16 protein-coding genes are annotated in these 22618 nt (G+C 72.2%); 9 read left to right on the top strand and 7 right to left on the bottom strand.

From position 1 onward, the window contains the following. Window positions 1–2: 2 nt before the first annotated feature. From ACF1G2_RS13300 to ACF1G2_RS13290, 3 genes are all read left to right on the top strand, one after another. Window positions 3–341, top strand: coding sequence for a thioredoxin family protein (locus ACF1G2_RS13300; RefSeq protein WP_391798369.1), 339 nt, complete (start codon window positions 3–5; stop codon window positions 339–341). 65 nt (window positions 342–406) lie between these two features. Beyond that, window positions 407–652, top strand: coding sequence for a hypothetical protein (locus ACF1G2_RS13295; protein WP_391798368.1), 246 nt, complete (start codon window positions 407–409; stop codon window positions 650–652). A 43-nt stretch (window positions 653–695) separates the two neighbouring features. Then, a complete protein-coding gene (locus tag ACF1G2_RS13290; protein ID WP_391798367.1) occupies window positions 696–1802 on the top strand; it encodes a zeta toxin family protein in 1107 nt (368 codons plus the stop codon). Between the two features lie 34 nt (window positions 1803–1836). On the opposite strand, the gene thrS is transcribed toward ACF1G2_RS13290, so the two are convergent. Both thrS and ACF1G2_RS13280 read right to left on the bottom strand, forming a co-directional pair. Next, complete coding sequence (gene thrS / locus ACF1G2_RS13285) at window positions 1837–3093, bottom strand: threonine--tRNA ligase (protein WP_391798366.1); 1257 nt, start codon at window positions 3091–3093, stop codon at window positions 1837–1839. A gap of 225 nt (window positions 3094–3318) precedes the next feature. Then, window positions 3319–3642, bottom strand: a complete 324-nt coding sequence (locus tag ACF1G2_RS13280; RefSeq protein ID WP_391798365.1) for a DUF6817 domain-containing protein — start codon at window positions 3640–3642, stop codon at window positions 3319–3321. A 182-nt stretch (window positions 3643–3824) separates the two neighbouring features. Between ACF1G2_RS13280 and ACF1G2_RS13275 the strand changes: the two genes are divergently transcribed. Continuing rightward, entirely contained in the window at window positions 3825–6056 is a 2232-nt protein-coding gene (locus ACF1G2_RS13275) for a HelD family protein (protein WP_391798364.1), read from the top strand. Here the strand turns inward: ACF1G2_RS13275 and glgB are convergent. The 5 genes from glgB to ACF1G2_RS13250 all read right to left on the bottom strand — a co-directional run bounded on the left by glgB (window position 6043) and on the right by ACF1G2_RS13250 (window position 15156). Continuing rightward, window positions 6043–8310: a 1,4-alpha-glucan branching enzyme gene (gene glgB / locus ACF1G2_RS13270; RefSeq protein ID WP_391798363.1), complete on the bottom strand. Its 2268-nt coding sequence runs from the start codon at window positions 8308–8310 to the stop codon at window positions 6043–6045. The two genes, ACF1G2_RS13275 and glgB, sit on opposite strands and share 14 nt — an antisense overlap. A gap of 136 nt (window positions 8311–8446) precedes the next feature. Next, the gene (locus tag ACF1G2_RS13265) at window positions 8447–9796 is read right to left on the bottom strand and encodes a maltokinase (protein WP_391798362.1); all 1350 of its coding nucleotides are present in this window, start codon (window positions 9794–9796) and stop codon (window positions 8447–8449) included. Between the two features lie 241 nt (window positions 9797–10037). Next, on the bottom strand, window positions 10038–11747 hold the full coding sequence (treS, locus tag ACF1G2_RS13260) for a maltose alpha-D-glucosyltransferase (protein ID WP_391798361.1): 1710 nt from the start codon (window positions 11745–11747) through the stop codon (window positions 10038–10040). Further along, window positions 11744–13729, bottom strand: coding sequence for an alpha-1,4-glucan--maltose-1-phosphate maltosyltransferase (locus ACF1G2_RS13255; RefSeq protein WP_391798360.1), 1986 nt, complete (start codon window positions 13727–13729; stop codon window positions 11744–11746). Before ACF1G2_RS13255 ends, treS begins: the two co-directional genes overlap by 4 nt. Before the next feature lie 482 nt (window positions 13730–14211). Beyond that, window positions 14212–15156, bottom strand: a complete 945-nt coding sequence (locus ACF1G2_RS13250) for an SDR family oxidoreductase (protein WP_391798359.1) — start codon at window positions 15154–15156, stop codon at window positions 14212–14214. Window positions 15157–15272: 116 nt separating this feature from the next. Between ACF1G2_RS13250 and ACF1G2_RS13245 the strand changes: the two genes are divergently transcribed. The 5 genes from ACF1G2_RS13245 to ACF1G2_RS13225 all read left to right on the top strand — a co-directional run bounded on the left by ACF1G2_RS13245 (window position 15273) and on the right by ACF1G2_RS13225 (window position 22566). After that, window positions 15273–16253 carry an AraC family transcriptional regulator gene (locus ACF1G2_RS13245; protein WP_391798358.1) on the top strand — a complete coding sequence of 327 codons (981 nt, stop codon included), beginning with the start codon at window positions 15273–15275 and terminating at the stop codon, window positions 16251–16253. Window positions 16254–16549: 296 nt separating this feature from the next. Continuing rightward, window positions 16550–17962 carry a 4-hydroxyphenylacetate 3-hydroxylase family protein gene (locus ACF1G2_RS13240; protein WP_391798357.1) on the top strand — a complete coding sequence of 471 codons (1413 nt, stop codon included), beginning with the start codon at window positions 16550–16552 and terminating at the stop codon, window positions 17960–17962. Between the two features lie 151 nt (window positions 17963–18113). Continuing rightward, a complete protein-coding gene (locus tag ACF1G2_RS13235; RefSeq protein ID WP_391798356.1) occupies window positions 18114–19535 on the top strand; it encodes an MFS transporter in 1422 nt (473 codons plus the stop codon). 230 nt (window positions 19536–19765) lie between these two features. Beyond that, window positions 19766–21091 (top strand): monodechloroaminopyrrolnitrin synthase PrnB family protein, encoded by a 1326-nt coding sequence (locus ACF1G2_RS13230; RefSeq protein WP_391798355.1) that lies wholly within the window; start codon window positions 19766–19768, stop codon window positions 21089–21091. Beyond that, window positions 21088–22566, top strand: a complete 1479-nt coding sequence (locus ACF1G2_RS13225; RefSeq protein ID WP_391798354.1) for an FAD-dependent monooxygenase — start codon at window positions 21088–21090, stop codon at window positions 22564–22566. The genes ACF1G2_RS13230 and ACF1G2_RS13225 overlap by 4 nt, the downstream gene beginning before the upstream one ends. The last annotated feature ends 52 nt before the right edge of the window (window positions 22567–22618 follow it).

Genomic DNA, 22618 nt, shown 5'->3' with positions numbered 1-22618 from the left:
CCATGGCCGACGTAACCGATGTGACGGACGCGGTGTTCGACCACGAGGTGCTCCAGGCGGACCTCCCGGTCCTGGTGAAGTTCACCGCGGACTGGTGCGGCCCGTGCCGCCAACTGGAGCCGGTGCTCGGCGCGATCGCGGAGGAGGAGCACGACCGGCTGAAGATCGTCCGGATCGACGTGGACCGCAACCCGGAGACGACGGTCCGCTTCGGTGTCCTGGCCACGCCCACGCTCATGGTGTTCCGGGCCGGCGAACCGGTGAAGTCGATCGTCGGCGCCCGCCCGAAGCGCCGCCTCCTCCACGACCTGGAGGACGTCCTGACCCCGGCGGCCCGGTAGTCCTCTGGCAGGATCGCCTGATACGACGACGGCAGACGTCGCAACGGGAGAAGAGAGCCACAGGCATGACCGACAAGCCATCGCTGCGCGCGTACATCGACCGCTACGCGGCGGGTGAGATCCCGCGCGACGAGGCGCTGGCCGCCATCGCCGCCTGGGACTTCGAGGAGGAGTGGTTCGACCCCACCCACACGGCCCCGACGCACCAGGACAACACCCTGGCCGTGGTCAACCAGGCGCGGGGGCTCGGCAAGCTCACCGCCGACGACATCGAGGTGATCCGGGCGCTTCTCGAGCAGCGTGGGGTCTGAGCTCGCAGTGTCCGGGACGAACAGGGGAAGGGAAGAACCGCACGTGCCCGAGACGGGGGAGTACGAGCCGCTCTACCGGGAGCTGCAACAGCGGATGGGGACCGGTGGCGACCTGTCGGTGGCAGGGGAGTTCGACACAACGAACCGGTACGCCCCGAAGGGCATCTGGACTCCCGACCGGGCGCGCCTGCACGACGGCCTGTTGGAGCAGTTCAAGGAACAGTGCAAGGGCAAGCCCCGCGACGGCCACGCCGTGCTCTTCACGGGCGGGGCGCCCGGCTCCGGCAAGGGCAGGGCACAGAAGAACATGGCGCTGTGGGAGTCGCAGGACACCGCGCTCGGTGAGGAACTGCGCCGCCTGCACGGTGTGGACCTCGACGACTACGTCGTCCTCGATCCGGACGAGTTCAAGGTGAAGCTCTTCGAGCACGGTGGCGCGCCGGAGCTTCCCGCCTCCCTCGACCGACTGCACGACGGCCGCGCGTTGTCCCCGTCGGAGAAGGCCTCTCTGGTCCACCGCGAGTCGGGCCATGTCCAGAACATGATCGAGCAGTGGGCCCGTAGCGAGGGTTACAACCTGCTCTACGACCAGTCCCTGCGCGCGCTCGGCTGGACCGCGAACCTTCTCAACGACCTTCAGAACGAGGGCTACGACAAGCGTGTCGTGCTGTCCGTCGAGGTCCCCGAGGAGCAGTGCCTGCAGCAGAACGCCGACCGCTGGATGACCGGCCGTGAACGGTTCGACGCCGGGGAGGACTGGTACGGCGGCCGGATGGCGCCCGAGGGGTTCATCCGGAGCCTGTACGAGGCGAGCGAGACGGGCCGGGGCTACTCCGTCGGCCGGGAGAACGCCGAGCACCTTGCGGAGCAGGGCCTGGCCACCGGGCTCATCACCACCGACCGGGGGGACTTCCGCGCGAAGCCCGCTGCCCCTCCGCTCCCGGCGGCCGCCCCGCCCGTCCCGAACCGGCCCCCCGCGCGGGCCTTCCAGCAGGGCGACACCACGGTAGGGGTGGGCAGGGGCGCCGCGTTCATGCCTGGCGTGACGGTGACCCCGACGCGCCCCCCGGCCTCCCCGGGTCCCGTCACCCCGACGACACCCCCGCCGCCCACGCCGGGACCCGCGCGCGGCACGGGCGTCGACCGCTGACGGCGCAGGACCGGGGTCAGGGCCTGGACCCGGATCACGACCGGGACTCGGCCCCCGACCCGGGGCGCGGCTCCTCCTCCCACAGCGCGGTGCTGTGCGCGCCGATGAGGTGCTCGATCCGGCGCAGGGCCTCGTCGGCCGGCAGGGGGGCGAGTCGGCGGCCGTCGCGCAGCCGCAGGGCCACCAGACCGTCCGCCGCCTCCCTCGCGCCGACCACCGCCTGGTACGGCACGAGGCGGTGCTCCCGGACGCGGGCGCCCAGGCTGCCGCGGTCGGGGCCCGCCACCTCCGCCCTCAGACCGCGCTCCGCGCACCGTGCGGCGAGCGCCTCGGCGACGGACCGCTCGGACTCCGAGACGGGCAGGACGACCAGCTGGACGGGGGCCAGCCAGCCGGGGAACGCGCCGCCGTGCTGTTCGAGGAGGTGGGCGACGGCACGCTCCACACTGCCGACGACACTGCGGTGGATCATGACCGGACGGTGCCGGGCGCCGTCCGCGCCGATGTAGCGCAGGTCGAACCGCTCCGGCTGGTGGAAGTCGATCTGCACGGTCGACAGGGTGGACTCACGGCCGGCCCGGTCGGCGACCTGCACATCGATCTTCGGACCGTAGAACGCTGCCTCGCCCTCGGCGGACTCGTACGGCAGCCCCGAGTCGTCGAGCACCTCCCGGAGCAGGGCCACGGAGCGCTGCCACAGCTCGGGGGCGTCGACGTACTTCCCGCCCGGCCCGGGGAGCGAGAGCCGGTAGCGCGCCGGGACGATGCCCATCGCCTCGTACGCCCTCCGGATCAGCTCCAGCGCGCCCGCGGCCTCCTTCCGGACCTGGTCCAGGGCGCAGAAGATGTGCGCGTCGTTCAGCTGGATGGCCCGGACCCGGGTCAACCCGCCGAGGACACCGGAGAGTTCGGAGCGGTACATGGGCCCGAGCTCGGCCATGCGCAGGGGCAGGTCGCGGTGGCTGTGGGGGCGGGAGCGGTAGATCACCGCGTGGTGGGGGCAGAGACTGGGGCGCAGGACGACCTGCTCGCCGCCGAGTTCCATGGGCGGGAACATGTCGTCGCTGTAGTGCGCCCAGTGCCCTGAGATCTCGTAGAGCTCCCGCTTCCCGAGGACGGGCGAGTACACGTGCCGGTATCCGGCGCGCCGCTCGACCTCCCGTACGTACTCCTCCAGCGCGTGCCGTACGGCGGCTCCGTCGGGCAGCCAGTACGGCAGGCCGGCCCCGATCAGCGGGTCGGTGTCGAACAGGTCCAGCTCGCGTCCGAGCCTGCGGTGGTCGTGGTGCATGTCGCCCTCCTGGGGGTGGCCGCCCGGGGGCGAGCGGCCGGAGGAACGACGAAGCCCCGGGGCGCTCGGCCCCGGGGCTTCGTGACGTCAAGACAGCGGTCAGCGCGCCGGGACACTCTCCGGCGTCGTCGTGATGACCGCGGCACGCTTCATACGGTCGACGGTAGCCGGTCCGCCTCCGGCGCGCACCGCGTTATGCGGGGAGCCCGAGCCGCACGCGGCGCGTCACGAGGTCGACCGAGGCGACCTCGACGGACAGTTCGTCCCCCTCGCGGCGGAACGAGTTCGCCGGTGAACCGGTCCCGGAAGGGACCGTCCTCGCTCCCGATGCGCGCGTACGAGAATTCCCGGTCGCAGCTCACGTAGAAGTACACGAGATCCTCGGCCGATCGCCGCCGCCAGGACCTCGCGCTCCTCCAGCGGCAGCAGATGCTCGGAAAAGCCGTCCGTGCCGTAGAAGGCGTGGCACAGTCCGGCGACCCGAAGTTCGTCCCGCGCGCCCCAGGCGGCCAGTCGGGCCTCGACCCGGTCCAGACGACCGAGCGGCATGCCCCCTGGGTGCCGCGCCCTTCCCCGTGCCTCTCCCCATGAGACATGAAAATACCCCGACTAGAATTGCAGTCGGGGCTGGAACTCGCGTATATTCATGGATTCCGTGTCTATGCGCAACAAGGCACAACAGAAGACGCGGAGAAGTTCAATAAACGCACTGTATCGCGCCGGGAGTCGAATTGTCAACCGAGGAATTTCGGAAAGAGCAGCAATTCATCACAGAGCTCTACGCACGACTCGACCACCTGAGGGACCAGGCCGAGGCGGCCGTCGGGCAGGCCCTGAAGACGCCCTGGGTCGGCAACCAGGGACGCCTCGAACGTGACGTGCTGGTCGCCGAACAGTCCGGAGTGCTCGGCGCCCTCAACGCGGGGGAGAGCGGCCTCTGCTTCGGGCGGCTCGTCTTCCAGGACGGGCGCGACCACCACATCGGCCGGATCGGCGTCCGCAAGGACGACCCGAACCGCACCCCCCTCGTCGTCGACTGGCGCGCCGACGTCGCCCGGCCGTTCTACCTCGCCACCGGGTACGAGCCGATGGGCCTCAGCCGCCGCCGGCACATCACCACCAGGGGCCGCGAGGTGACCGCCCTCCACGACGAGGTCCTCGACCTCGCCGACCGGACCCGAACCGGGCACGAGAACCGGGACGCCGACGAGGTGCTGCTCGCCTCGCTCGACGCGGCCCGCACCGGACGCATGCACGACATCGTGCAGACCATCCAGGCCGAGCAGGACCGCATCATCCGCTCGCCGCACCGCGGCGTCCTCGTCGTCGAGGGCGGCCCCGGCACCGGCAAGACCGCCGTGGCCCTGCACCGTGCCGCGTACCTCCTCTACGCGCACCGCGAGCAGCTCGCCAAGCGCGCCGTCCTCATCGTCGGGCCCAACCCCGCCTTCCTCGGCTACATCGGCAACGTCCTGCCCTCCCTCGGCGAGACCGGCGTCCTGCTCGCCACCCCCGCCGAACTCTTCCCCGGCGTCCGCGCCACCGGTACGGACGCCCCGCGCGCCGCCGCCGTCAAGGGCGCCGCCACGATGGCCGAGGCCCTCGCCCATGCGGTACGAGACCGGCAGCAGGTCCCCGAGCGCGGCGAGCCGCTCGTCGTCCCGCACGACGACGGCGACCTCGTCATCGACTGGGACATGGCCCTGGAGGCCCGTCACAAGGCCCGCGAGACCGCCCTGCCGCACAACCTCGCCCGCCCCTACTTCGTCTTCAACATCCTCGACGCCCTCGCCGAGCAGCTCGCCGACCGGATCGGCGCCGACCCCTACGGCGGCCCCAACTTCCTCGGCCCCGACGACATCGCCCTGCTCGCCAAGGGCATCGCCGCGAGCGCCGAGGTCCACGCGGCCGTCGACACCCTGTGGCCGCACCTCACCCCCGAGTCCTTCCTCGCCGACTACCTCGCCGAGCCCACCCACCTCACCGAAGAGGACGCGGCTGCGATCCGGCGCGAGGAAGGGCCCTGGACCCCCGCCGACGTACCCCTGCTCGACGAGGCCGCCGAACTCCTCGGCGTGGACGACTCCGCCGCCCGCGCGGCCGCCGAGGCCGAGCGGGAGAAGCAGATCCGGTACGCGCAGGGCGTGCTCGACGTCAGTTACGCCTCCCGCACCTACGAGTTCGAGGACAAGGAGGAGCAGGACAAGGACGCCGCCGAGGTCCTCGCCGCGCACGACATCATCGACGCCGAGCGGTTCGCCGAGCGCCATGAGGAGGCCGACCACCGCAGCGCCGCCGAACGCGCCGCCGCCGACCGCACCTGGGCCTTCGGCCACATCATCGTCGACGAGGCGCAGGAGCTCTCCGCGATGGCCTGGCGGCTGCTGATGCGCCGCAGCCCCAACCGTTCGATGACCCTCGTCGGCGACCCGGCGCAGACCGGCGACGCGGCGGGCGTCGGGGCGTGGGAGCGGATCCTCACGCCGTACGTGGACGACCGCTGGGAGCTCGTACGGCTCGGCGTCAACTACCGCACCCCCGCCGAGATCATGGCCGTCGCCGCCGGCGTCCGGCGCGAGGCCGACCCGGACTTCGAGCCGCCCCGCTCGGTGCGCACCACGGGCGTCGAGCCCTGGGAGCGGACCGTCGAGGACCCGGTGAAGGAGGTGGCCGACGCCGTCGCCGCCGAGACGCGGGAAGAGGGCCGCCTCGCGGTGATCGCCCCGCCGGAGCTCCACGCGGAGCTGATCGCGGCCCTGCCGGAGGCCTCGCACGGCGCGGCGCCCGACCTGACCCGCCCCGTGGTCCTGCTCGACCCCCGTCAGGCCAAGGGCCTGGAGTTCGACACGGTCCTCGTCGTCGACCCGGACGGCATCCGGGCCGGCGCCACGCACGGCATCAACGACCTGTACGTGGCGCTGACCCGGGCCACCCAGCGGCTGGGGATCGTCAGGCGGGCCTGAGCCAGACCGTCGCCAGCGGCGGCAGCGTCATCCGCACGCTCGCCGAACGGCCGTGGGAGGGCGCCGACTCGGTCTTCACCGGGTCGGTGCTCACCACGCCACCGCCGCCGTACCGTGTCTCGTCCGTGTTCAGGACCTCCACCCAGGCGGCGCACGTGTCCGGGACCCCGAACCGGAAGTCGTGCCGCACCACGGGGGAGAAGTTGCAGACCGCGAGCAGCGGAGAGCCCTCGGCGTCGTAGCGGAGGAAGGCGAAGACGTTGTCCTCGGCCGCGTCGCCGACCACCCACTGGAAGCCCGCGGGGACGGTGTCGCGCTCCCACAGCGCCGGGGTGTCGCCGTACACCGTGTTCAGATCGCGCACGAGGTCCCGTACGCCCCGGTGGTCCGCCTCCGCGCCGTACGACGGGTCGAGCAGCCACCAGTCCGGCCCGTGCTCGGCCGACCACTCCGCACCCTGGGCGAACTCCTGCCCCATGAAGAGCAGTTGCTTGCCCGGGTGAGCCCACATGAAGCCCAGGTACGCGCGGTGGTTGGCGCGCTGCTGCCACCAGTCGCCGGGCATCTTCGACACCAGGGCCTGCTTGCCGTGCACGACCTCGTCGTGGGAGATCGGCAGGATGTAGTTCTCGCTGTACGCGTACACCATCGAGAACGTCATCTCGTTGTGGTGGTACTTGCGGTGCACCGGCTCCTTGGAGACGTAGCCCAGGGAGTCGTGCATCCAGCCCATGTTCCACTTCATGCCGAAGCCGAGACCGCCGAAGCCGCCGGGACCGACCTGGTCGGTCGCCCTCGTCACGCCGTCCCAGGCCGTCGACTCCTCGGCGAAGGTGATGACACCGGGGCAGCGGCGGTAGACCGTCGCGTTCATCTCCTGGAGGAACGCGACCGCGTCCAGGTTCTCCCGCCCGCCGAACTCGTTCGGCAGCCACTCGCCGTTCTCACGCGAGTAGTCGAGGTAGAGCATCGAGGCGACCGCGTCCACGCGCAGACCGTCGAGGTGGAACTCCTCGCACCAGTACACCGCGTTGGCGACCAGGAAGTTCCGCACCTCCTTGCGGCCGTAGTCGAACTCCAGCGTCCCCCAGTCCGGGTGCGCGGAGCGGCGCGGGTCCTCGTGCTCGTACAGCGGCCGGCCGTCGAACTCGGCGAGCGCCCAGTCGTCGCGCGGGAAGTGCGCGGGCACCCAGTCCATCAGGACGCCGATCCCGGCCCGGTGCAGCGCGTCGACGAGGTACTTGAAGTCGTCGGGCGTGCCCATACGGGCCGTCGGCGCGTAGAAGCCGGTGACCTGGTAGCCCCAGGAGCCGCTGAAGGGGTGCTCGGCGACGGCCATGAACTCCACGTGCGTGAAGCCGAGGTCGCGGACGTAGGCCGGCAGCTGCTCGGCGAGCTGGCGGTACGTCAGGCCCGGCCGCCAGGACGGCAGGTGGAGCTCGTAGACGGAGAACGGCGCCTCGTGGTGCGGGCGCGCGCCACGGCCCGCCATCCACTGCGCGTCGCTCCACTCGTGGTACGAGTCGGTGACGATCGAGGCGGTGTTCGGGGGGCACTCGGTGCGCCGGGCCATCGGATCGGCGCGCAGGGTGTGGGAGCCGTCGGGCCGGGTGATGTCGAACTTGTACACCGCGCCCTCGCCGATCCCGGGCACGAACAGCTCCCATACACCGGTCGCGCCCAGCGAGCGCATCGGCAGCGCGGTGCCGTCCCAGTGGGTGAAGTCGCCGGTGACACGGACGCCGCGGGCGTTCGGGGCCCAGACCGTGAACCGGGTGCCGGTGACGCCCTGGTGGACCATCGGCCGCGCGCCGAGCGCCTTCCACAGCTCCTCGTGCCGGCCCTCCCCGATCAGATGCAGGTCGAGGTCGCCGAGCGCGGGCAGGAAGCGGTACGGGTCCTCCACGGGCAGCTCGTCGCCGTCGTAGCGGACCCGGAGCTCGTACGGGGGGATCTTGCGCAGCAGCGGCAGGAGCCCCGAGAAGAGACCGTCGCCGTCGTCGTGCAGGACGACGCGCTTGCCCTTGGCGAGGACCGCGACCTCACGGGCGTACGGGCGCAGCACCCGGATCGCGACGCCGCCTCGGACGGGGTGCGCGCCGAGGAGGGCGTGCGGGTCGTGGTGCTCGCCGGCGAGCAGCCTCGCCCGGTCCCCGGGATCGAGCGGCGGCGCCTTCCTTACCTCCTGGGCGGCCCGGGGTGCGGGCGTCTTGGCCGGGGGCGCTGCCGTCTTACGAGCGGATCGGGCGGTCACGGGGATGCCTCCTGCAGAAGTGTCGGAAGGATGGGCCGAGGAAGATGCGCCGGTTCCCACGCAACCGCAACGGCGCGGGTCCCGCACAGGACACTCCGCCGAACGGGCTGCGCACGCCCACGGCGGGGGTCCGGGTTCACTCCGCTCCCGCGAGGCGTTCGATCGCGGCCATGGGGACCGGAAGCCAGTCCGGGCGGTGACGGGCCTCGTAGAGGACCTCGTAGACCGCCTTGTCCGTCTCGTACGCGCACAGCAGAGCCGGGTCCGTGCGCGGGTCCGTGCCCGAGGCCTCCGCGTACCCCGCGCAGTACGCCGCCCGGCAGCGCGCCGCCCACTCGGGCTTCCAGGGGCGGTGCGTGCGCGCCGCGTAGTCGAAGGAGCGGAGCATCCCCGCGACGTCACGGACCGCCGGCTGCGGACGGCACCGCTCGGCGAGCGGCTTCGCGGGCTCGCCCTCGAAGTCGATCACCGCCCAGCCGCCGTCCGTCGCCCGCAGCGTCTGCCCCAGGTGCAGATCGCCGTGCACCCGCTGCAGCCGCCCCGCGCCCACCGTGTCCCCGGCGGCCGCGAAGACCGCCCGGAGCCCGGGCACGTACGGCAGCAGCGCCGGCACCGCCTGCGCCGCCGCGTGCAGCCGCTGGTCCATCTCCCCGGCCAGATGCTCCGCCTGCGTCCGCCGCAGCCGCTCGGTCGGCAGCGCCGTCGCCAGTGCGAGGTGCACCTCGGCCGTCGCCCGTCCGAGCGCGCGCGCCTCGGCGGTGAACTCCCGGCCCTCCGCCAGCGCGTCGAGGGCGAGCCGCCACCCGTCGCGCGAGTCCCGCAGATAGGGCTGGAGGACGCCGAGCGTGTTCGCGCCCGACTCGAACCAGGCCACCGGTGCCGGCACCCGCGCGCAGCCGGCCCGGGCCAGCGCGAGTGGCAGCTCCAGGTCCGGGTTCACCCCGGGGCTGACCCGTCGGAAGATCTTCAGGATGTACGCATCGCCGTACACGAGCGAGGAGTTGGACTGCTCGGCGTCCAGGACCCTCGGTGCGAGCGATGCGGGCAGCGGCGCCGAGCCGTGGAACGTCAGCGGGCCGATCCGGCCCGGTGTGCGCAGCCGCTCGTAGAGCAGTCCGGCGAGCCGCGGGTCCCGCAGCCCTTCGTAGACGGCCCGGCCGGCCAGCGGCCCCTGCCGGATCCGCCCGATCAGGGCGGGGGCGAGGCGCGGCGGCAGCTGGGTCCGTACGCCCAGGAGCAGTTGGTAGCAGTCGGCGGGCGTCCCGGCCGGGCGTCCCGGCTGTTCGACCCGTACGAGCAGGTGCAGCAGCCCGGGTCCCGTGCCGTCCAGCGGCAGCAGCTCGGTGGCCGCTTCCAGCGTGAATCCGGTGACCCGGCGGCCCTTGCCCGAGAACCAGCGCTGCCGGGGCAGCCATTCATGGAGCAGGGGGGCGAGTGACGGGAGGAGGGCGGCCGGGGCCCGGGTGGTGGATGCGGTCTCCGGCATGGCATCGCGTCCTTTCCCCGGGGGGCGCAGAATCGAGTTCGCGTGAATCGAGTTCAAATGCGCAGAGTGTCCCGGATGGCAGCATCGACTGTCCGGAAGTGCGGGACGTGTCGGGAGGGGAAGATCCATATGGGCCCGACAAGAAGGCCCGTATGGACCTGAATCGACCGTGTGTGGGACACAGTGCCCAGGGTGACGCGGGGGAAACCCGCCCCACCCCGGGCAGTTGGGCGATTTTCGGTCAGCTCTTGGCCGAACGGGCCTTCTTCAGCCGGAACCAGTAGAAGCCGTGGCCCGCCAGCGTCAGCAGGTACGGCCACTGTCCGATCGCCGGGAACCGCACCTGCCCGATCAGCTCCACGGGGCTCATCCCGTCGAACTGCCGCAGGTCGAGCTCCGTCGGCTGCGCGAACCGCGAGAAGTTGTTCACGCAGAGCACGAGATCGTCGCCGGACTCCCGGAGGAAGGCGAGCACCGCCGGATTCGACGACGGCAGCTCCGTGTACGAGCCGAGCCCGAAGGCCCGGTTCTGCTTACGGATCTCGATCATCCGCTTCGTCCAGTGGAGCAGCGACGACGGCGAGGCCATCCCCGACTCCACGTTCGTGACCTGATAACCGTGGACCGGGTCCATGATGGCCGGAAGCGTCAGCCGGCCCGGATCGCAGGACGAGAAGCCCGCGTTCCGGTCGGGCGTCCACTGCATCGGGGTCCGTACCCCGTCCCGGTCGCCGAGCCAGATGTTGTCGCCCATCCCGATCTCGTCGCCGTAGTACAGCACCGGCGAACCGGGCAGCGAGAAGAGCAGCGCGGTGAACAGCTCCATCTGCTTGCGGTCGTTGTCGAGCAGCGGGGCGAGCCGCCGCCGGATGCCGATGTTCGCCCGCATCCGGGGATCCTTGGCGTACTCCGCGTACATGTAGTCGCGCTCTTCGTCCGTGACCATCTCGAGCGTCAGCTCGTCGTGGTTGCGCAGGAAGATGCCCCACTGGCAGCCGTCCGGGATCGCCGGGGTCTTGGCCAGGATCTCGGAGACCGGGGTGCGCGACTCCCGCCGTACCGCCATGAAGATCCGCGGCATCACGGGGAAGTGGAACGCCATGTGGCACTCGTCGCCGCCCGAGGGGAAGTCCCCGAAGTAGTCGACCACGTCCTCCGGCCACTGGTTCGCCTCGGCGAGCAGCACCGTGTCCGGATAGTGGTCGTCGATCTCCTTGCGGACCCGCTTCAGGAAGCCATGGGTGGCCGGCAGGTTCTCGCAGTTGGTCCCCTCCTGCTGGTACAGGTAGGGCACGGCGTCCAGCCGGAAGCCGTCGATGCCGAGGTCCAGCCAGAACTTCAGCGCCGAGAGGATCTCCTCCTGCACCGCCGGGTTCTCGTAGTTGAGATCCGGCTGGTGCGAGAAGAACCGGTGCCAGTAGTACTGCTTGCGCACCGGGTCGAAGGTCCAGTTCGACGTCTCCGTGTCGACGAAGATGATCCGCGCGTCCTGGAACTGCTTGTCGTCGTCCGCCCAGACGTAGTAGTCCCCGTACGGGCCGTCGGGGTTGGCGCGCGACTCCTGGAACCACGGGTGCGCGTCACTCGTGTGGTTCATGACGAAGTCGATGATCACGCGCATGCCGCGCTGGTGCGCCGCGTCCACGAACTCCACGAAGTCGGCGAGATCGCCGAACTCCGGCAGCACGGACGTGTAGTCGGCGACGTCGTATCCGCCGTCCCGCAGCGGGGACTTGAAGAACGGCGGCAGCCAGAGGCAGTCGACGCCCAGCCACTGCAGGTAGTCCAGCCTGGACGTGATGCCCTTGAGGTCGCCTACGCCGTCCCCGTTGCTGTCCTGGAAGGACCGCACGAGCACTTCGTAGAAGACGGCCCGCTTGAACCAGTCCGGGTCACGGTCCTTGGCAGGCGTGTCCTCGAAGGTGTCAGGGACGGGTTCGTTGACTGTCATGGTGTGGGTGACCCTCCGGTCGACGGGGACGGTCGCAGGGCGAAGACGTGCGCGGGCGTGACGCCCGGCTCGAGGCGCACATAGTTGGCCCTGCCCCAGTGATAGGTCTCTCCGGTGAGCTCGTCGCGCACCGGTACGGTCTCGTGCCAGTCGAGGCCGAGCTCCGGCATGTCCAACGAGACCGTGGCCTCCTGGGTGTGGTGAGGATCGAGGTTGGCGACCACCAGAACGGTGTTCGAACCCGATCGCTTGCTGTACGCGATCACCGCGTCGTTGTCCGTGGCGTGGAAGTGCAGGTTCCGCAGTCGGCGCAGAGCCGGATGGCGCCGCCTGACCCGGTTGAGCGTGGTGATCAGAGGCGCGATCGAGGCGCCGGTACGCTCGGCCGACTCCCAGTCGCGGGGCCGGAGTTGGTACTTCTCCGAGTCCAGGTACTCCTCGCTGCCCTCCCGCAGCGCGGCGCCCTCGCACAGCTCGTACCCCGCGTACATGCCCCAGGTCGGCGAGAGGGTGGCCGCGAGCACCGCCCGTACCTCGAAGGCCGGCCGGCCGCCCCTCTGGAGGTACGCGTGCAGGATGTCGGGGGTGTTCACGAAGAGGTTCGGCCGCATGTGCGCCGCCGCGTCCCCGGACAGCTCCGTCAGGTACTCCGTGAGCTCGGCCTTGGTGTTGCGCCAGGTGAAGTACGTGTACGACTGCTGGAAGCCGATCGCACCGAGGGTGTGCATCATGGCGGGCCGGGTGAAGGCCTCCGCCAGGAAGATCACGTCCGGGTCGGCACCGTTGATCTCGCCGATCACCCGCTCCCAGAACACGACGGGCTTGGTGTGCGGGTTGTCGACGCGGAAGATCCGTACACCGTGGTCCATCCAGTGCCGGAGCACCCGGACGGTCTCCGCGACGATCCCGTCCATGTCCCGGTCGAACGCCACCGGGTAGATGTCCTGGTACTTCTTCGGCGGGTTCTCGGCGTACGCGATCGAGCCGTCCGGGCGGTGGTGGAACCACTCCGGGTGCTTCTCCACCCACGGGTGGTCCGGTGAGCACTGGAGCGCGAAGTCGAGCGCGATCTCCAGGCGCAGCTCGCGGGCGCGGGCGACGAAGGCGTCGAAGTCCTCGATGGTGCCCAGGTCCGGGTGGACCGCGTCGTGGCCGCCCTCGGGGGAGCCGATCGCCCACGGCACGCCGACGTCGTTCGGGCTCGCGGAGAGCGCGTTGTTGGGGCCCTTGCGGTGAGTGGTGCCGATGGGGTGGATGGGCGGGAGATAGACGACGTCGAAACCCATTGCCGCGATGGCCGGAAGTCGCTCCGCCGCGGTACGGAACGTACCCGGCTTCGTACGGCCCCGGACCTTCTTCACGCCCTCCGAGCGCGGGAAGAACTCGTACCAGGAGCCGTACAGTGCCCGCTCCCGCTCCACCTGGAGCGGCAACGCGGGGGAGGAGCTGACCAGTTCGCGCAGCGGGTGCCGGTCCAGGGTCTCGGTCACCCGCGGGGCGAGCGCCGCCGCGAGCCGCGCCGCGGCCGAACGGGACTCGTCCCGCATGGCGTCCGCCGCGGCCAGCACCGCCTCACGGCCGCCGCCCTTCTTCGGCACGCCCTTCGCGGCGCGCTCGTGCAGCTCGGCGCCCTCGGCGAGCACGAGCTCGGAGTCGATGCCGGCCGGGATCTTGATCTTCGCGGCGTGCCGCCAGGTCGCCAGCGGGTCGCTCCACGCCTCGACCGTGTAGGTCCACCGGCCCTCGGTGTCCGGCGTGACCTCGGCGCCCCACCGGTCGGTACCGGGGGCGAGTTCGCGCATCGGGATCCAGGGCCCGGGCCGGCCGGACGGGCCGCGCAGCACGACATTGGCGGCGACGGCGTCATGGCCCTCGCGGAAGACGGTGGCCGACACCTCGAAGGTCTCGCCGGCCACCGCCTTCGCGGGCCGGCGGCCGCAGTCGACCAGCGGGCGGACGTCCAGAACGGGAATGCGTCCCATGAGCGGATTCACAGCATCACCTGAGGGGGTACGGGGGTGCGGGTGGTGGTGCGCTCTTTGTAGCTCCGTCGACGGCTTGCGGGTTGCGGGCATGGCCGCTCCTGTCCGCGTTCACTCGGATGGCGGGTCTACGGGATGTACGTACGGGTGTGTGCCGGGGTGTACGGGGGTGTTCGGGGGTGTACCGGGGGAGCCTTCCACCCACTCGGGGTGGGCAATCCGGCGCTTTGTTACCTACTCGGGCGTAGTGGCGCGTGCAAGGACACGGTGCCCACAACAATCCGGCCCCGTCCTTGTGGGACGGGGCCGAATGGCCGAATGTGCGCGGCGGGTGGAGGCGGGGCGGGGGCGGGTGGAGGTGGCGTGGGAGTGGGGTGGGAGCGGTCCGGGGCGGGGTGGAGGCGGGGTGGGAGCGGGCCGGGGGCGCGTGGGCGGCGGCCTCACGCCCGTCGGGCGCGCATGCCGCCCGGCATGCCGCGGCGTCAGCCCTGCGGGGACGGGGACTGCTCCTCCGCGTCGTCGCCGGACCACATCTGCCACGGCTGACGCGTCACCCACTCCTCCACCGGCGCGGGCCGTACCCGGAGCGCCTCCGCCGACACCCCGTCGTCGGCGGCGAGGAGCAGCGGGTCGGCGCCCGTCGCCATGTAGTGGTAGATCCCGGCGACCCCGGCCGCCGTCTCCGGGCCGAGCAGCTGGCCCAGCCCGCGCTCGAAGACCTCCGGAGGAAGCTGCAGATACCGGACCGTACGCCCGAGCCCCCGGCTGAACGCGGCCGCCAGTTCGTCGCCCGTCAGCGACCCGGCCCCGCCGATGTCGAAGGTCCGGCCCTCGAGACCCTCGACGGTCAGTGCCGCGTGCACCGCCTCCGCGAGGTCCCGGTGCGACAGCCAGGCCGTCGGCGTCGAGGCGGGCAGCGGATAGGCCAGAATTCCCTCGTTCACCAGCGCCGGCCCGTTCCAGGGCGAGAACAGGTTGTCCAGGTACACCGGCGGCCGTACGACGACCAGCGGGACGCCGCTGCCCCGCAGCTCCTCCTCGGCGACCCGCCGCGTCTCGAACGCGGCGACCGCGTTCGGACCGTGCGGCAGACGGGTGTTGGCGTTGAAGACCAGGCGCACGGTCCCGGCGGCCAGCGCGGCGTGCGCCACGTTCCGCGCGTAGCGGCGTATCCGCTCCACGTCGTACACGAGCGGCATCGTCACCACGGCGTGCGTGGTCCCCTCGAAGAGCCGCCGCACGTCGGCGGGGCGCGCCAGGTCGCCCGCGACGAAGAAGGCGCCGGGCAGCGGGGGGCGGTCCCCCGAGGGACGCCGGGTGAGCGTCCGGACCCGGTGGTGGCGCTCGACCAGCAGACGCGCGATCGCGCCGCCCTGGAAACCGGTCGCTCCGACGACCGCGACCCGCATCGGAATCTGACTGGACATGTGTCGTTGAGGCCCTTCGATAAGGTATGGCTGCTGCCATGACGTCTTTCTCAGGCTGGCGGCGGCGGCTCACACCGTTCAATTAACAAACCGGGGCGGAAGTTGAAGGATCGTCCATGGACACCGTGGCAACCGACCGTGACGACCGGCGTGAGGATGACGAGGCAGAGGACCTCCTGAGCGAGCTGCTCAAACCGCTCCGCCTGACCGGCGTCTTCGACAGCCGGTGGCACGTCCGCGCGCCCTGGGCCATCGAGGGCGACGCGGAGCAGAGCTGTGCCGTGCTCCACTACATCGTGGAGGGCGGCTGCTGGATCACGGGCGACGGCCAGGCCCCGCTGGAGCTGAGCGCCGGCGACCTGATCGTCTTCCCGACCGGCACCGCCCACCGGCTCTCCGACCGCCCGGACCGCCAGGGCGTCCCGCTCAAGGCCGTACTGCCCGAGCGGCGGCCCGGCACGTCGGGGGAGATCCGCATCGACGGCACCGGAGCGGTGAGCCGGCTGCTGTGCGCCGGACTCCACTACGACGCCAGCGCGGCGAGCACGCTCTACACCTCGCTGCCCTGGGCCCTGGTCCTGGACGGCGCCCAGGTCGACCGCGAGCCGCTGCTCCGCGACACCCTGCGCCTGCTCGCCTCCCCGGACCGCCCCGTGGGCCCGGGCGACCGCCTCATCACCCTGCGCGCCTTCGAGATGGCCCTGGTCCTCGCGCTGCGCCCCCTGCTGCGGGACCTGGCCGACAACCCGACGTCGCTGCCCCTGCTGCGCCACCCGGGCATCAGCCAGGCGATGGTGATGATCGCGACCCGCTTCGCCCAGCCCTGGACGATCGACTCCCTGGCACGCGAGGTCGGCATGTCCCGCTCGGCGTTCACGGCGGCCTTCCGCGCCCTGGTGGGCGAATCCCCGGCCCGCCACCTCACCTCCCGCCGCATGCAGGAAGCAGCGCGACTCCTCTCCGAAACCACCCTCCCCCAGTCGGCGGTCCCGTCGAGGGTGGGCTACCAGAGCGCGGTCGGCTTCCACCTGGCGTTCCGCAAGTGGTTCGGCATGACCCCGGGCGAGTACCGGGCGGGGGTGTGCAGCGCGGCGTGATGCGCGTCCGCACGCGACACCACTGACGGGTACCGGGCCGCGGGGGTTCTCGACCAGCCGGAAAACCTCCCCGCGAGGAGGCGCGCACGTACACGCTGCTGTCGAGGCCTTCGGCGTCGTTTTAGAGCGACAGTCGAACCCTTGAGGTGCCCGATCACCACAAAAGCCCCACCAACCCCACGCGACTGGCCGGTTCTTAAGGACCGGTGGACGGTCGTTCATTGCCTCGTGTGTCCCGTGACGGGAAGGCTCGGGTCCGGTACATGGCGTGACACACGAGGAGAGGCGATATCACCGTGACGAGGTCCGGGCAGGAGTATCTGGAGGCGCTGCGCGACGGGCGTGAGGTCTGGCTCGACGGGGAGCGGGTCAAGGACGTCACCGCTCACCCCGCCTTCCGGGCCACCGCGGGTTCCTTCGCCGGGCTCTTCGACCTCGCCCGGGACTCCCCGCACGCGCCCGACCTCGTGTCCGGCGGCGTGCACCGGGCGTACGCCGTGCCCCGGTCGTACGAGGATCTCGTCGCGCGGCGCCGGGCGTACAAGGTGTGGGCCGAGGCGAGTTACGGGTTCCTGGGGCGTACGCCGGACTACATGGCCTCAGGGGCCGCCGGGTTCGCCGCCGCTCCAGGGGTGTTCGACAGGGGGGACTTCGCGGGGAGTGAGAACGCGCTCGCCTATCACCGTCGGCTCGCCGAGGGCGGGCTGCACTGCGCCTTCACCATCACCGACCCCGCCTGTGAGGGCGTGCGGGTCGTCGGGGAGCGCGACGGCGGGATCGTCGTGCGCGGGGCCAAGACCATCGGCACCGGGGCCGTCTTCGCCGACGAGATACTCGTGGGCACGATCGAGCCGCTCCCGGAAGGGGAGGTCGATCGGGCCGTCACCTTCGCCGTGCGGGTCGACACGCCCGGGCTCAAGCTCGTCTCGCGGACCTCGTACGAGGGCAACGCCCGGTCCGTGTTCGACCAGCCCCTCTCCTCCCGTTACGACGAGAACGACGCGCTGCTGGTCTGTGACGACGTCTTCGTTCCCTGGGACCGCGTGCTGACCTACCGCGACGTCGCCGCGACCGCCGCCATGTGGTGGGAGACGCCGGCGTACGTGAACTTCGTGCACCAGTCCGCCACCCGGTTCTGGACCAAGCTGGAGTTCCTCACCGGACTCGCGATCCTGCTCGCCCGGTCCAACGGTACGGAGAGCATTCCGCAGGTCACCCAGGCCATCGGGCGGCTCCTCGGGATGGTCGCCCAGGCCAAGGCGTTCGTCCTCGGCGCCGAGGCGTCCCACGAGCCCGTCGACGGCGGGCGGGGCGGTGTACGGCCCGGGCAGGAGATCTCCTTCGCCCAGCGCATCATGGCCGGCGAGCTGTACCCGCGGGCCCTGGCGGACATCAAGCTGCTCGCCGGCGGGGCGATCATCCAGACCCCGGCCAGTGGACGCGATCTGCTCCACCCCGAGCTCGGACCGCTCGTCCAGCGTTACGTCCGGACCCCCGGCGACCCCGCCGAGGGCCGGCTCAAGCTCCTCAAGCTCGCCTGGGACGCCCTCGGTTCGGAGTTCGCCGGCCGCCACGAGCAGTACGAGCGCTTCTACCAGGGCGCCCCGCACGTCTACCTCACCATGCAGACGTGGGCCGGGGCCGCGGACGCCTGCGAGAGCCTCGCCCAGACCTGCCTGGACGGCTACGACCTGGGTACGACGAAGTGACCGCGCCCCGGAGGAAAGGGGATCCCGGCTGGGGCCGGCGCGGGGTGAGCGAGCCGGACCCCGGCTGGGGCCGGCTTGGGGTGAGCGAGCCGGATCCCGGTTGGGGGCGCCGGCCGGCGGCTTCGTGCGGTATCTGCGCGGAGGCCTCCCCGTGACGGCCGGCCGCGTCCCCCGTGGCGCCCTCCCGCTGCTCGCCGCCACCCAGCTCCTTCTGATCCTCGACACCGCGATCGTCAACGTCGCCCTGCCCTCCGTCGGGGAGGACCTCGGGGCGGGCTCCGCCGGCCTGTCCTGGGTGGCCAACGCGTATCTCATCGCCTTCGGCGGGCTGTTGCTGCTCGGCGGGCGCGCCGCCGACCTGCTCGGACACCGGCGTGTGTTCCGGGCCGGACTCGTGCTGCTCGCCGCCGCCTCCGCGCTCGGCGGGCTCGCGCCGAGCGCTGGTGTCCTGGTCGCCGCCCGGGCCGCGCAGGGCGTCGGAGCCGCGTTCGCCGCGGCCGCGGCGTTCGCCCTGCTGCTCGTCCTCTTCCCCGACGGGCCCGCCCGGCACAAGGCGCTCGGCGCGTTCGCCGCGATGGGTGGTCTGGGCGGCGTCCTCGGCACCGTACTCGGCGGGGTGCTCACCGACCTCCTGAGCTGGCGCTCCACCTTCTGGCTCAACGTCCTCGCCGCCGCCGTACTGGCCCTGTGGGGGTCCGCCGTCCTGCGCGGAACCCCCAAGACCGCCCAGGCACCCGGCTTCGACCTCGCCGGCGCGCTCACCGCCACCGCCGGGCTCGCCCTCGTCGCGTACGCGCTCGTCGGGTCCGCCGCGCACGGATGGCTCTCCGTGCCGACCCTCGGAGCGGGCGGCGCCGGCCTCGTCCTGCTCGCCGTGTTCGCCGTCGTCGAGACCCGTACCGCCCGGCCCCTCGTCCCGCCCGCCGTCCTCGCCCGCCCCGCGCTCCGGCTCGCCAACCTGCTCAGCGCCCTCGCCCAGATGACGCTGTTCCCGATGTTCTTCCTGGTCAGCCTCTATCTGCAGAGCGTCGTCGGGTACGCCCCGCTCGGCGGCGGGCTCGGACTCCTGCCGCTCTCCCTCGTCGTCGTCGCGGTCGCCCCGCAGACCGGCCGGCTCATATTCCGCCTCGGCCTGACCCGGACCATGACGCTCGGCTTCACGCTGCTGTGCGCCGGCACCGTCTGGCTCGCCCTCGCGCTCCGGCCCGACGGCACGTTCGTCACCACCGTCCTCGCGCCGAGCCTGCTGCTCGGCGCCGCCCTGCCGCTGGTCATGGTCGCCACCAACGTGGCCGCCACCGCCGACGCCGCCCCCGAGGAGACCGGTCTCGCCTCCGGACTCGTCAACACCGCCCAGCAGTTCGGCTCGGTGCTCGGTCTCGCCGTCCTCGTGGCCGTCGCCGCCACCCATGGCGAATCGGCCAACGCGGCCGCGCGGACCGACGGATTCAGGGCCGCTCTGCTCGTCGGCGGGGCCTTTGCCGCCGTCGCCGCCGTGACCTCCTTACGCTTGCGCCTGCCCACGCCCGCCCCGGCGCCGCCACGTCAGGGGCGCGTGGCCGAACCGCGATGACCGCGACGGCCTCGGTGAACGCGATGACGCGATCACCTCGGCGACCGCGATGATCGCGATGGCCGCGATGACTTCGGTGACCGCGGTGACCACGTAGACCCGGCGAGTGAACCGAAGGGCGTCGCGGGTGTCGAGAGGGGAGATCGCGCGCAGGTCCCGAGGAACGCGGGACCGAAGCGCGACCGACCGTCGACACGCGCGCGAGGCGCCCGGAGGTGAACGCGCCCCAAATGGAGGGGGCATTTCCGTTGGCCCTGTACGACCTTGTCGCACCCCGACTCGAGGAACGCGGCGACCCGCGCTATCGCATAGCCGACATACGCGACGCCGATCCACTCGGCGCCGACGCCCTGCTCGCCGCGGTGCCCGCGATGAACGAACACGCCGATGTGCCCGCGCTCACCGTCGCGCTGCGGGCCCTCCTCCCGGACCGCGAACTCGCCGTCGAGTGGAGCGTCGTCGACGCGCTCGCCGCGATGCGCGACCTCGGCATCCTGCTCGGTTCGCTGAAACGTCACGGCACGCAGCCCGCGGCCGCCGTCCCCGAGGTCGTCCCGATCCTGGAACTCCTCGGCCGCCGCACCGACATGGTGCCGCGGGACACCGTCCACCACTACACGACCTGGAACCCGCTCGGCCCGCGCCAGCGCATGTACACCGGCGACCCCATGGAGGGCCGGCTCCAGGAGGCCGTCCGGATGACCTTCCCCGGCCTGGTCGCCGCCCTCGACACCTGCGCGCGGCTCGCCACGCTGGAGCCGTACGACCCAGGCTTCGCGGTCGCGCTCGACCGCACCGCCCACCACGTCCAGTCCATCGTCGACGCCATCGACTTCACCGTCGCCCATGTCAGCCCGGAGTACTTCGCGCTCACCCTGCGCCCGTACTTCGAGGAGATCGACGTCGACGGGCGCGACTACCTCGGCCCCGCCGCCGCCCAGGTCCCCCTCTGGCTGATCGACCTGACGCTCTGGCAGTGCGACCGCTCCGACGCGGCGTACGACGCCTTCCTCGCCGACTCGGTCGAGTACAGCCTGCCGTCCTGGCGGGAGTTCCACGCCCGGTACGCCGGCGGGATCTCCGCCGTCAGCAAGCTCTCGGCCGCCGTCAGCTGGGAGAGCGGCGACCGGCTGCCGCCGCAACTGGCCGCCTCCGCCCACGCGCTCGGCCGGGTCCTGAAGATCCTCAAGACCTTCCGCGCCCGGCACATCGGCATCGCCCGCAAGGCCTACGCCGACGACGTGCGGCTGTACGACGAGGGCAGCGGCGGCGCGCCCGTCGCCCTGCTGCGCTCGATACTCGATCTGACCAGGGACAACGAGACGCTGGTACGCCGCGCCTCCCAGGGCGTGTCGGGGGCGGCCCCGTCCCGGGCGACCGCCCGGTCCACGACGGCCCGCTCCACGACGGCCCGCTCCCAGGCGGCCCACGCCGCTCCCCGGTCAGCTCCGGCCGCCGCAGCCACCTCCCCCGTCACCTCGGCCGTCGCGTCCTCCGCCGCCCCCGCGTACGCCCCTCGGGCCTACGCCGCCGGCCGCCCAGGGGGGCTCCGATGAGGTATCCCGCTCCGCACACCCCGCCCGTACCGGACGGCGGACTCCTTCACGTCGTCGTCGCCGGCGGCGGCATCGCGGGCCTCACCGCCGCCCTGTCCCTGCACGCCGCGGGATTCGACCGCGTCACGGTCGTCGAGTCCGTCCGGGAGAACCGCCCCGTCGGCGCCGGACTCAACCTGATGCCCCACGCGGTCCGCGAACTCGACGCGCTGGGCCTCCTGCCCCGCCTCGAAGCCGGGGCCCTGCGCACCCGCGAGCTGCGCTACTACCACCGTTCCGGCGGCCTGATCGCCCGGGAACCCCGGGGCCTGGGCGCCGGCTACCGGTGGCCCCAGCTCTCCATCCACCGCGCCCACCTCCAGCAGGTCCTGGCCGAGGCGGTACGGGAACGGCTCGGCGCCGCAGCCCTGGTGACCGGCGTCCGGGTGACCGGCGTCGAACCGCTCCCCGACGGCCGCCCCCGGATCCAGCTGGTCCACCGGGACGGTGCCGTCCGGGGCCGGGCCTCCCTCGAACCGGACGTGCTCGTCGGCGCGGACGGCATCCGCTCGGCGGTCCGGGCGGCGCTCAACCCCGGCGAGGGCGCCCCGCCGTGGAACGGGACCCTGGTGTGGCGCGGCGTGTCCCGGATGCCGGCCCGGTCCGTCGGCACCTTCATGCTCATCGCGGGCGACGACCGCCAGAAGGCCGTGGTCTACCCGATGAGCGAGCCCTCCGGCCCGACCCGCGAGGTCCTGGTGAACTGGGCGCTCGCCCGGCCGGCCGACACGGCGGACGAGCGCTACCTCGGCGACTGGAACCGTCCCGTCTCCGTGGAGTCCTTCCTGCACCACTACGAGGGCTGGGAGTTCGACGGCGTCAGCGTCACCGACGTCCTCAGGGCCGCCGACACCGCCCACGAGTACCCGATGGTCGACCGCGAGCCGCTGACCCGGTGGAGCCACGGCCGGACCACCCTCATCGGCGACGCGGCCCACGCCATGTACCCGGTGGGCTCCAACGGCGCCTCGCAGTCCATCCTCGACGCGCGCGCCCTCGCCCACTCCCTCGCGCTCCACCACGACCCGGCCGAGGCCCTCGCCGCCTACGAAGCGGCCCGCAGGCCCGTCACCACCGAACTGCAGCGCGCCAACCGCAGGCTCGGCCCCGAGGTCGTCATCAGCATGGCGCACGAGCGGGCGCCGCACGGCTTCACCGACATCCACCAGGTGATCCCCGCCGCCGAGCTGGCCGCCGTCGCCGCACGCTACGCCGTCAGCGGCGCGGCCGACCCCGCCACCGTGAACGAAGGCTCGCCCTACGAGGTGCGAAGCGGTCACGAGCTCCACAGCGGCCACGAGCCGCACAGCGGCCACGAGGCACGAAGCGATCACGAAGCACGAAACGGCACCCCACGCGCCGGCACCCCACGCGCCGACACCCCGCGCGTCGGCGCGCCGTACGTCGGCGCCCCACACGTGCGCGCGCCGCGCTGACGCCCCTCCCGGGCCACGGCACCACCCCCGCGCGCCGTGGCCCGGGAGCGCG

Source organism: Streptomyces sp. NPDC013457 (assembly GCF_043089925.1).
Classification (GTDB): domain Bacteria; phylum Actinomycetota; class Actinomycetes; order Streptomycetales; family Streptomycetaceae; genus Streptomyces.
This window is presented reverse-complemented; position numbering and strand designations above follow the sequence as displayed.